At 69.8% G+C, this 9736-nt stretch carries 9 protein-coding genes; 5 read left to right on the forward strand and 4 right to left on the reverse strand.

Translation table 11 applies throughout. From position 1 onward, the window contains the following. The first annotated feature begins 42 nt into the window (after positions 1-42). Positions 43-1581 carry a recombinase family protein gene (locus ACFP1K_RS07900; protein WP_380748529.1) on the forward strand — a complete coding sequence of 513 codons (1539 nt, stop codon included), beginning with the start codon at positions 43-45 and terminating at the stop codon, positions 1579-1581. Positions 1582-1621: 40 nt separating this feature from the next. Further along, the gene (locus tag ACFP1K_RS07905; protein WP_380748698.1) at positions 1622-3004 is read left to right on the forward strand and encodes an MFS transporter; all 1383 of its coding nucleotides are present in this window, start codon (positions 1622-1624) and stop codon (positions 3002-3004) included. Between the two features lie 57 nt (positions 3005-3061). Here the strand turns inward: ACFP1K_RS07905 and ACFP1K_RS07910 are convergent, their stop codons facing one another. The 3 genes from ACFP1K_RS07910 to ACFP1K_RS07920 all read right to left on the reverse strand — a co-directional run bounded on the left by ACFP1K_RS07910 (position 3062) and on the right by ACFP1K_RS07920 (position 5470). After that, on the reverse strand, positions 3062-3604 hold the full coding sequence (locus ACFP1K_RS07910) for a hypothetical protein (protein WP_380748531.1): 543 nt from the start codon (positions 3602-3604) through the stop codon (positions 3062-3064). A gap of 262 nt (positions 3605-3866) precedes the next feature. Then, complete coding sequence (locus ACFP1K_RS07915; RefSeq protein WP_380748533.1) at positions 3867-4289, reverse strand: RrF2 family transcriptional regulator; 423 nt, start codon at positions 4287-4289, stop codon at positions 3867-3869. A 242-nt stretch (positions 4290-4531) separates the two neighbouring features. Beyond that, a complete protein-coding gene (locus tag ACFP1K_RS07920; RefSeq protein ID WP_380748535.1) occupies positions 4532-5470 on the reverse strand; it encodes a sulfite exporter TauE/SafE family protein in 939 nt (312 codons plus the stop codon). A 191-nt stretch (positions 5471-5661) separates the two neighbouring features. On the opposite strand from ACFP1K_RS07920, the gene ACFP1K_RS07925 reads away from it, so the two are divergent. Together ACFP1K_RS07925 and ACFP1K_RS07930 are read left to right on the forward strand one after the other, a co-directional pair. Beyond that, positions 5662-6075, forward strand: coding sequence for an SRPBCC family protein (locus ACFP1K_RS07925; RefSeq protein WP_380748537.1), 414 nt, complete (start codon positions 5662-5664; stop codon positions 6073-6075). Positions 6076-6165: 90 nt separating this feature from the next. Beyond that, positions 6166-6639, forward strand: a complete 474-nt coding sequence (locus ACFP1K_RS07930; RefSeq protein WP_380748539.1) for a carboxymuconolactone decarboxylase family protein — start codon at positions 6166-6168, stop codon at positions 6637-6639. A gap of 412 nt (positions 6640-7051) precedes the next feature. Here ACFP1K_RS07930 and ACFP1K_RS07935 read toward each other — a convergent pair whose 3' ends face one another. Next, positions 7052-9058: a PhoX family protein gene (locus ACFP1K_RS07935; RefSeq protein WP_380748541.1), complete on the reverse strand. Its 2007-nt coding sequence runs from the start codon at positions 9056-9058 to the stop codon at positions 7052-7054. Positions 9059-9255: 197 nt separating this feature from the next. Here ACFP1K_RS07935 and ACFP1K_RS07940 point away from each other — a divergent pair, with 197 nt between their 5' ends. Further along, entirely contained in the window at positions 9256-9708 is a 453-nt protein-coding gene (locus tag ACFP1K_RS07940; RefSeq protein ID WP_380748543.1) for a sterol carrier family protein, read from the forward strand. Positions 9709-9736 lie beyond the last annotated feature (28 nt).

Consider the following 9736-nt stretch of genomic DNA (forward strand, 5'->3'; position numbering starts at 1 on the left):
TGCCACGGGCAGCCCGGGACCCCGACCCCGGACGAGAGCCACATGCCCCCACAACCCGCCGTTCGCGAACTCATTCCCGCGATCGGCTACATCCGAGTCAGCATGCTCCTCGAAGAGCAGATCTCCCCTGAGCTCCAGCGCGCCTCCATCAGCGAGTGGGCCCGCCGCTCCGGCCGCCGCATCGTCGACTGGATCGAAGACCTCGACGCCTCCGGCCGTGACTTCCGCCGCAAGATCATGCGGGCGATCGAAGCCATCGAAGCCGGCAAGGCCCGCGAAATCGCCGTCTGGAAGTTCTCCCGCTTCGGCCGCACCCGCACCGGCAACGCCGTCAACCTCGGCCGCATCAACCTCGCCGGCGGAGAGCTGCAATCCGCAACCGAGGAAGTCGACGCCCGCACCGCCGTCGGACGCCTCACCCGCGGCGTGCTCATGGAGATCGCCAGCTTCGAATCCGACCGCATCGGCGAGCAATGGGCCGAAGCCCACGCATACCGCGTCGCCAACGGCCTGCCCGCCAACGGCCGCCCCCGCTTCGGCTACACCCTCCGGGGCCGCGTCCCCGACGCACTCCAGCCGCACCGCACCGTCCGCAAACCCGACGACGGGCCCGAGCGATACGAGATTGACCCCATCACCGGGCCGGTCCTTGCCCAGGTATACCGCCGCTACATCAACGGCAGCGGCGGCCGCGAACTGGCCGCCTGGCTCAACCACTCCCGGTACTTCACCGCACGCGGGGTGCCCTGGTCCGACTCCACCATCCTGCGGATGCTCGACCGCGGCTTCGGCGCCGGCCTCCTGAACATCCACGACCCCAACTGCGACTGCAAGACGCGTGCGAAGTGCAAGAACATGGTGCTGATCCCGGGCGCGCATGAGGGCGTGATCGCCGAGATCGAATGGCAGGCTTTCCGGCGCCGCCGGCTACGCGTCGCGGCGACACCTCCCCGGGCGCGCGCATCGGTCTACCCCCTGACCCTGCGATGCGGACACTGCAAGTCACGCATGACTCCGACCGCGGACGACCGCCAACCAGGGGTCTGGTACCACTGCAGCGCCTACCTGCGCCGCCGCGAATGCAAAGCTCGCAGCGTGCGGCGACACGTCGTCGAGGCGGTCGTGCTGCGCGAGCTCGCCCAGTGGGCCGACGACATTGAACGGGAGTCACCCGTGGCGCCTGCACCAGCCGCGGCCGACCCCAGGTCCGACCGTGGCCAGCTGGACAAGCAACTCGCCGCGCTGGACGAGGCGCTCGCGCAACTGACGGTCAAGCTGGCCCGCGGGATCATCCCCGATGAGGCGTACGGGCGGTCGCGGGACATTCTGCTTCTCGAGCGTGCCGAGGTCGCGGAGGCCCTGGACAAGCTTGACGTGCCAGTGCCGTTGAGCCGGCACGAGTACGTGGCGGTGATCAGGAACCTGGTGGACGAGTGGACGACGCTCCCGGCGTTGGCGCGGCGTGAACTGACCGCGGATGTCCTGCCGGTGGTTGAGGTGCACCGGGAGTCGCGCACCTTTGCCTGGGTGGTGCTGCGCCCGGCGTGGGGAGGCGAGCGGAGAGCGGTCCTGCCTCGCTGAGCTGCGGGTAGTCCCACTCCTTCTGACTTGCGTTTTGTAGATCTTTCTGGATAACAACGTGGTCAACGTGGCGCTGCCGACCATCCAGCGTGACCTCGGCCTGACGATCTCCGGCCTTGAGTGGATCGTCAGCTGCTACATCCTGGTGTTCGCCGGGCTGCTGCTCGCGGGCGGCCGGCTCGCCGACGTGTTCGGCCAGCGGCGCATCTTCATGATCGGGCTGACGGTGTTCACCCTGGCGTCCACGGCCGCGGGCCTGTCCGCCGACGGCGCCACCTTGATCCTCAGCCGGGGGGTGCAGGGCATCGGCGCCGCGCTGCTCACGCCCACCGCGCTCAGCCTGATCCCGCAGATCTTCCCCGACACCCGGGAACGCAACACCGCGGTCGGCCTGTGGAGCGCCTCCGGGGCCCTGGCGCTGGCGCTCGGCCCGCTCACCGGCGGCTTCATCAGCGAGAACTGGCACTGGGGCTGGATCTACCTGATCAACGTGCCGATCGGGGTCCTGACCCTCTCCCTCGGCGTCTGGGCGCTCCCGCGCCTCTCGGCGGCGGACGGCGTCCGCACGCGCCGCCGCCTGGACGTCCCCGGCCTGCTGACCTCGTCCACCGCCCTGTTCGCCCTGACCTACGCCCTCATCGAGGGCGAGGACCGCGGCTGGACCTCCGCCGTCACCCTCGGCGCGTTCGCGCTCGCCGCCGCCGCGGCCGTGCTCTTCGTGGTGATCGAGCGGCGCGGCACCCAGCCGATGATCGACCTGACGCTGTTCCGCGAGCGCGTGTTCAGCGGCGGCCTGCTCTCCATGGGCCTGTGGTCGTTCGGCGTCTTCGGCATCTACTTCTTCACCGCGCTGTGGCTGCAGAACGTCCTCGGCTTCTCCCCCACCGAGGCGGGCGCCGCGTTCATCCCCATGGCCCTGCTCATGGCCGCCATGGCCACCACCGCTCCGAGGATCGCGGCCCGCTTCGGCACCGCCCGCACCGTCGCCACCGGCCTGGGCCTGATGTCCGCCTCGGTCCTCGCCCTGTCCTTCACCGGCGCGGGCAGCGCCTACACCGAGCTGCTCCCCTGGTTCCTGGTGTACGGCCTCGGCGCCGGCCTGCTCGTGCCGCTGACCAACGCCATCCTCGACACCCTCCCCCCAGGCCGCACGGGCGTGGCGTCCGGCACACTCAACGTCTCCCGCGAGATCTTCGGCCTCCTCGGCATCACCATCCTCGGCGCCGTGCTCAACGCCCGGCAGAACACGTCCCTGGAGGGCGGGGCCACCCCGCTGAACGCCTTCCTGGACGGCTACCAGCTCGCCCTGGTCATCGCCGCCGCCATCATCGCCCTCGGCGTGCCCCTGAGCCTGCTGACCATGCGCCGCCGCCCCCCGGCCCCCGCCGCTCCCGAGCCCAGGATCCTCGAACCCGTCGCCTGACCGCGTGGAGAAGCCCTCGCCGGATCCGCTCCGGCGAGGGCTTCTCCGTTCATCGGCTCAGTTGAAGGGGTTGTCGTAGTCCCGGCGCTTGGTGCGCTCGGTGTAGACGTTGTTGGGGAACTCCGAGCCCACGAGGATCAGGCTCACGTTGTAGATGGTGCCGCCGTAGGTCAGCTCGGCGGAGAGCGGTGTCGCGGTGTAGAAGCTGGGGCACACCGCCGTCGAGTAGCCGCCGCTCCAGTAGAGGGAGGTCACGAAGGTGTTGTTGACGTACACCTTGACCTGCGGGCCGGTGAAGCTCGACCGGCGGCACAGCTCCAGGTTGTAGTAGATCTTCGTGTTGCCGTCGTCGAACTGCAGCGTGCCGTCGAGCCTGGCCAGCTGGGTGGACCCGCCGTTGCCGTAGATCTCCGCCCACACGGTGAACGGCGCGCCGTAGGTCGCGTGTGCCGGGGTCACCGGCAGGAGTAAGGCGGCGAACGCCACCAGAGCAAGGGAGAGGGATCGTATGGTGCGATGACGCCTGACGCTGGACAGCATCGCGTCCTCCTTCAGCCTGACGGCGACGTACATGGCGCCGAGTTCCCCTTCAGAAACCACCGGAACCCGGGCGTTGTCCATGAAAAGGCCCGTCGGCCGTGAATCGGCCGGCGCCTAATGGCCCATCAGGTCACCCGTCAACGTCCCCCGTCTTTCTTCACCACCCGTCCCACCTGGCCGGTCGGGCGATACCGGTCATCTCACTTCCTCTCCCCGGATACGTGAAATTTCATCGATATGGGCGGGCCTCTGCCACGCGGCGACCTCGCCGGACGCCACGGGGAGATCGCTCAGCGTCACCCACCGGCCCGGCCGTGGTCAGTCAGTTCTCCCCGCCGGCGCTGGAGATTTCCCCGCCGGCGCTGGAGACCTCGTCGCTGAGGATGTCGGCGAGAGTGATCTCACTGAGCAGCGTGTGCTCGTGGTCGTGCAACCGCGCCCAGATCTCCGCCAGCGGCGCCGCCGCCCCCGGGAAGTGGGTGGCCGCGGGCTCGATTCCCTCCGTCACCCGGATCACGTCCGCCAGCGAGATCTTCTCCGGCGGCTGCGCCAGCCAGTACCCTCCGTCGGGGCCGCGCTGGCTGTGGATGAGCCCCGCCCGCCGTAGGTGCAGCAGGATGTTGTCGCAGAACCGCCGTGGTATGTCCTGCTCGGCCGCGATCCGCTCGGCGTTGAGCGGCCCACCGGCCGCCGCCAGCGCCACCATGGCGCGCAGCGCGTACTGCGTGCGCGCGGAGATCCGCATCAGAAGTCCCACGGGCGGACGGCGGTGGCAGGCGCCGCGTACACACGTCCCGGCCGGTGCGGTGACAGGCAGTGACACCACCCCACGTCTACCCCCAATTCTAGACTGGTTTAGTAGGTTTATCCTATTTCGGCACCCGGGCTCCGGCAATATCCGATCATGCTTCGGCCCGGAAGCCGCCGAACGCCTCGGCCCGGCTCCCATGCGGGAACCGGGCCGGAGGAACGGCACGCGTCGAAGGGTCAGGCGGTACTCGCCTCCTCCACCGCCTCGCGACGGCGCGCCTCCTGCTCCAGGGCCTCCACCGACTCGTTCTCCTGGTCGCGGCGGTACTCGCGCACCGAGTAGGCCACCGCCGCGGCCCAGAGGACGGCGATGGCGATGTATGCCGACGCCTGGACGCCGCCCGGGGCGTCGACCCAGTCGCTGCGCAGCAGGGTGCGCACGTTGGTCAGCACGATGACCCCGCCGACGGCCGAGCCCAGGATGCGCGGCGGCACGTGACGCACCAGCCAGGCGGCGACCGGCGCGGCGATCATGCCGCCCAGCAGCAGCACCCCGACCCAGGCGAAGTTGATGTTCTCCGAACCGATGCCCACCAGGAAGCCGATGCTCGCGGCGATGGCGACCAGGAACTCGCTGGCGTCGATCGACCCGATCACCTTGCGCGGCGGGATCCGCCCGCTCGCCAGGATGGCCGGCGTCCCCACCGGCCCCCAGCCGCCCCCGCCGGTGGCGTCCACGAACCCGCCCACCAGCCCGAGCGGCGCCAGGAACCGCTTGCGCAGCGGCTTGCCGAGGTTGCCGCGCGGCAGCCCGAAGGCGGTGAAGCGGACCAGGATGTACAGCCCCAGCGTCAGCAGGATGATCGACATGATCGGCGCCGCGAACTCGGTCGACAGGTTCGACAGGAAGGTCGCGCCCGCGAACGCCCCGACGGCGCCCGGCACTCCGATCTTCCCGACGACCTTCCAGTCGATGTTCCCGAACCGCCAATGCGACAGCCCCGAGGCCAGCGTCGTCCCGATCTCGGCCAGATGCACCGTCGCCGAGGCCGCGGCCGCGTTCGTCCCGATGGCCAGTAGAAGGGTGGTCGAGGTGACTCCGTAGGCCATCCCCAGACTTCCGTCAACGAGCTGGGCGGCGAGGCCGACCAGCCCGAGCAGGATGAGTGATCGCACAAGATCCCCTACTCCACTTTTCCTACTTAATGCATAGGAATATCATGGATTGCCGGGGCTTCAAGGTCAAGCGCTCACCTCGCCCATGCCCCCCTCCGCGCCGTCAAATGTCGCCGCTCATCTGGCAAAACCCGCATCGCGGCCCTCTACCGGGATACGCCAGAGACAAAGACCGGCCCCAGGAGCCCACCATGGCCTTCACCACCGCATCCATCGACCTGACCGCCCCACCCGACCACGTCTGGCGGCTGATAGGCGGCTTCGACTCCCTCCCCGACTGGCTCCCCTTCATCCGGACCAGCACCGTCACCGAGGGAGGCCGGATCCGCCACCTCACCACCACCACCGGCGACCAGATCTCCGAACGCCTGGAATCCTTCGACGAAGATTCCCGCACCTACACCTACACGTTCCTCCAGTCCCCCTTTCCGGTGACGAACTACCACGCCACCCTCACCGTCCACGAAACCCCCGACCCCCAGAAGTCCCAAGTGGAATGGTCCGCCACCTTCACCCCCACCGAAGCCGACGACGACGCCGTCGCCCTCGTCAACAGCATCTTCACCAACGGCCTCAACGCCCTGAAACAGACGCTCGACTCCTGAGGGAGACGTACATCACATTTGTCCGTGTCACACCTTGGCGGGCTGATCTGTCAGAGAGGTGTATCCACCAGCGACAACAAGGAGTGCGTCATGGATGCTCGCTTGAACATTCTCGGTTCCCCGGTCGGAGCCAAGGCCCTCAAGCACATCGTCTCGGCGAGCAAGGCGGTCGTGGACTCGGCGTTGCCGGCCGCGACACAGGAGTTGGTGAAGCTGCGTGCCAGTCAGATCAACGGCTGCGGTTTCTGCACCGACATGCACTACAAGGAAGCCGTCCACGCCGGCGAGACCCCGGTGCGCCTCAACCTGGTCGCCGCATGGCGTGAGGCGACGGTCTTCACCGACGCCGAGCGCGCCGCCCTGGAACTGACGGAACAGGGCACCCGGATCGCCGACGCCGCCGGCGGCGTCCCGGACGACGTCTGGTCCAACGCCGCCAAGCACTACGACGAGGACCAACTCGCGGCCCTGGTGACCCTCATCGCCCTCATCAACGCCTTCAACCGCGTGAACGTCATCGTCCAGCAGCCCGCCGGCGACTACCAGCCGGGCCACTTCGCGTAACTAGGGGCATCCGGCCCGAAGCACACGCCCTGGGCCCCGCCCGCCGGGGTCCGGGTGCCCGGCGGATCCAGGCGAGACGGGCAGGGGCGGTTTCGGGTGGATCACTGGGGCGGACCGCGGGAGAGACCTGCGGCCCGGAGCTCGTGTCCGTGCGTCCGGTGGGGAAGCCGGGCGCACCCGGCCTGCTCTACGTGACCGGAAGCCCACCGCGACGGGGCGGAGGTTCGGGGAGCTCGAGGGGCGAAGCCCTTCGATGGGGGGTCGAAGGGGGGCGAAGCCTCCCTGGGAAAACACAGCCCGAGCCGGAGCGCGCTCTGCGCGCGGAGGGGAGGACCATTCTGCGGCGAGGGGGCTCGACGGAGTTGGCCGGTGAGGGCCCTCGGTGAGGGTGAGGGCCCTCAGTGGGCGGTGGTCAGGAGCCGATCTTTTTGCCTTGGGGGTGCCAGGCCACGGCTACGGAGGGGCGGGGTTGGGTGGTGCCGCCGTCGGGCCAGTGGCTGGCGGGGGCGTCGGGGGTGGCGCCGGTTATCTCGCCGGGGTGCTGGACGGCTACGAAGACGCTCTTCTGGTCTTCGGTGATCAAGGGGCCGCAGGTTTCGGCGCCGTAGGGGACCGTCAGGAACTGGCGGACGTGGCCTCGGTCGGGGCCGGACAACGGCATGGCGAACAGGCCGTCGTTCTTGCCTAGGGCGTTGCCGTCGGTGGAGATCCAGAGGTTGCCGTCGGCGTCGAAGGTGACGTTGTCGGGGCAGGAGATCGGGGAGACCTTGGTCTTGTCGAAGCCGGCGAAGTACGTCGACGGGTCGGCGGGGTCGCCGCAGACCAGGGGGAGGGACCAGGTGAAGGTGGTCGCGGCGGCGTCGTCGCGGCGTTCGACGATCTCCAGGATCTGGCCGTGGCGGTTGCTCGCCCGGGGGTTGGCCTCGTCGGCCTGGGCGGCGGTGCGGGCGGTGTTGTTGGTGAGCGCGACGTACACGGCCCCGTTGACGGGGTTGCGCTCCATGTCCTCGGGGCGGTCCATCTTGGTGGCGCCCACCTTGTCGGCGGCCAGGCGGGTGTAGACGAGTACCTCGGCGGCCGTCATGCCCTCGACGAACGACCGGTCGCCGCTCACCAGCGGGATCCAGGTGCCGGTGCCGTCGAAGCCGCCGTCGGCGGGCAGGGTGCCGGTGCCGTCGATCTGGCCGGGGCTGTCACCGGTGAACGTGGCGACGTACAGGGTGCCCTCGTCCAGCAGGGACCGGTTGTGCCGGTCGAAGCCGGGGATGAAGCGCTCCTTGGACACGAACTTGTAGATGTACTCGAACCGGCTGTCGTCCCCCATGTACGCCACGACGCGGCCGTCCTTGGCGAGCGTGGTGGTGGCGCCCTCGTGCGCGAGGCGGCCGAGGGCGGTGCGCTTGATCGGGGCGCTGTCGGGGTCGAAGGGGTCGATCTCGACGATCCACCCGAACCGGTTGATCTCATTCGGGTGCCTGGCGAGGTCGAACCGCTCCTCCACCCGGTCGAAGCGCCGGTTGCCGCTGGGGACGGCCGTCGTGGTGTTGACGCCGTACCGCGTCAGGAACGGCTTCTGCGCCTCGGGGACGCCGTTGCCGCCGACGAAGTACTGGTTCCAGTTCTCCTCGCCGCTGAGCACGGTCTTCCACGGGGTGGTGCCGCCCGCGCAGTTGTTGAGCATGCCGTACACGGTGGTGCCGCGCGGGTCGGCCGCGGTCTTCAGCAGCGCGGACCCGGCGGCGGGGCCGGTGAAGCGCATCCGGGTCTGCACGGTGACGCGGCGGTTGTAGCGGCGGCGGCCCCGGGTGACGAGCTTCCACTGCCCGGTGCGCCCGGCACGTTCCAACTCGACGATCGACCCGCCGTGCGCGGCCATGCCGATGGCGACCTGCTCCAGCGGGACGGTGTCGCCGCTGGTCCAGCCGCGGAACATGAGGTTCTCGTCGGTGTACTCGTGGTTGACCCACAGCAGCCCGCGGTCGTCGCCGATCGGGAAGAAGGTGACGAAGTCGCAGTTGTACCCGAACTGCTTGGCCTGAGCGGCGGCGGTCTGGTTCTCGAAGTCGAAGGCCGGCGCGCCGGGCAGCACCGGGTCGCCCCAGCGCACCACGACGGCCGAGCGGTAGCCGTCCGCGACGGTGAGCGCGTCCAGGGAGTTCGGCGCGACGGAGGTGAATCCCAGCCCGCGTGAGCCGTGCCCCCCGTGCCCGTGACCACCGGAGGAGGCGAGGCCGGGGTCGGCCGCCGCGGGCACGGCCGCCGCGACCCCCGCGGTGGCGACCAGCGTGCCGAGGGCGCCCGCGCGCAGCGCGCCGCGCCGGGAGATCGCGCTGGTCAGAATGTCGTGGAAATAGGGGTTGTCACTGGTGTTGGCTACTTCGTGGGCACAGGCGTCGCCACACCGGAACCGGCAGGTCATGGCATCGCGTCCCCCGCTGGCGGGGGTCAGGAGGGAAAGAATCGGCAGCCTGCGGGATAAAGGGTTCGCCACAGGTCCTCCAATATCGTCGGAGAGTCGCGTCGTCGGGACCGTACGGCCGCGAACGTAACGCGAGATGAACGACGGCCGCCCACTGAGTGAACCGTTCCGTGTGAGGGCAGGCAAGATGGGGAAACGTGGCCGCCAGAAAACTTGACCGGGAAAAGGTACGCAGCGCACTCGACGCGCAGCTCGCCGAGTTGGGCGAACCGCCGTACGACGGCCCGCCCGACGACGTGGCCGACGCCGCCGCGCACGTCGTCCTCGGTGTGTACGAGAAGGGACTGCGCCCCCTGCGGGACGCCGCGCGGTTCGCGGTGCGCCACCTGCTGGACCGCCTGGCCGCCGAGGCCCCCGGCCGGACGGTGGAGGTACGCGTCCCGCCGTACGCGGCAGTGCAGTGCGTGGCGGGCCCCCGGCACACCCGGGGGACGCCGCCGAACGTCGTGGAGACCGACCCCCGCACCTGGCTGGAGCTCGCCATGGGGCGGACGACCTGGGCCGAGGCCATGGACGCCGGAAAGATCAGCGCGAGCGGCCGGCGCGCGGACCTGTCCGATCACCTGCCGCTCGGCCGGGCGGCCCCTTAGGGACAGGACCAAGGACGCGAGCGGCCGA

The organism is Sphaerisporangium aureirubrum, from assembly GCF_042658925.1.
GTDB lineage: Bacteria > Actinomycetota > Actinomycetes > Streptosporangiales > Streptosporangiaceae > Sphaerisporangium > Sphaerisporangium aureirubrum.